This is a genomic window from Cetobacterium sp. ZOR0034, from assembly GCF_000799075.1.
In the GTDB taxonomy this organism is placed as follows: domain Bacteria; phylum Fusobacteriota; class Fusobacteriia; order Fusobacteriales; family Fusobacteriaceae; genus Cetobacterium_A.
On sequence record NZ_JTLI01000055.1, the window covers coordinates 1 to 1058 of the forward strand.

1 protein-coding gene is annotated in these 1058 nt (G+C 30.0%); it reads right to left on the reverse strand.

The features are described from left to right. The coding region (locus L992_RS10380) for an AAA family ATPase (protein ID WP_047396110.1) at positions 1-914 on the reverse strand (914 nt) is incomplete at its 3' end. Between the last annotated feature and the right edge of the window lie 144 nt (positions 915-1058).

Here is a 1058-nt window from a genome sequence, read left to right on the forward strand (position 1 = left end):
GTATTTACCCAGTAAGATATTAAATCTCCATTCTCACAGTGATTTAATATACTCCAAGGGTTATACACTTTTTCATCTCCAAAAGTATAACCGTTATACCAACTTTTAGCAGAATCCATAGTTGTCTCTAATCCATAATACTTTAAAATAGTTTCTACTTCACTTTCTGTCATTCCAAAATGATTGTAATTATTTATTAATAGCGTGGAAACCTTCAAATTATTTAGACTAGAAAATATAGACTCTTTTGCCACTCTCAAAATCCCAGTTACTACTGCAAAAGAGATTGGTGCATCTTTTAAAGCACTTCCATAGAAAGAACCCATTAAATCTTTTACCTCTTCATAATACCCTTTTTCATGAGCAACTATCATCGGTGAATCGTATTCATCTATTAGTAGCACTGGTTTTACTCCAATGTACTCTTCATAAAGCTCTGATAAAAATTGCAGCGCAATATCGTAATCTGCGTCATCTTTTCTATTGATAATTTTTTCAAAATTCACCAAATCATCTTCATCTAAAAAACTTTTTAAGTGCTTATGTTCTTTAAAGAGCTTACTCAATAATCTTTTAAACTTTCTTAAAAATTCTGTATAACTATCTCCATCTAATCCTTTCAGTGTTAAAAATATAACTGGATATTTTCCTGCTTCTTTCATATACTCAGTTTTCTCTATATTTAAGCCTTTGAAAAGTTCAATATTCTCTGGAGCATCTTTTTTATCTAAAAAATACTTCAATGTACTCATATTCAGAGTCTTACCAAATCTTCTTGGTCTACATATCAGTGTAACTTCTGCTTTTTTTTCTAAAATCTCCTCTATAAATCCTGTTTTATCAATGTAATAGTAGTTTTCTGTTATTAGCTTTTTAAAGTCACTCACTCCGATTGGTAATTTTTTTCTCTCCATACTTTCCACCACCTTTTTTTAATATATTATACCACATTCTAAAAATCAATATTTTCTATTTCACGTATAGTTTTAGCATCTTGCTAGCAAAGACCATCCCTATTTTAATAATCTTTTCTACTCCACGCTCTCTTAGTCCTGTTT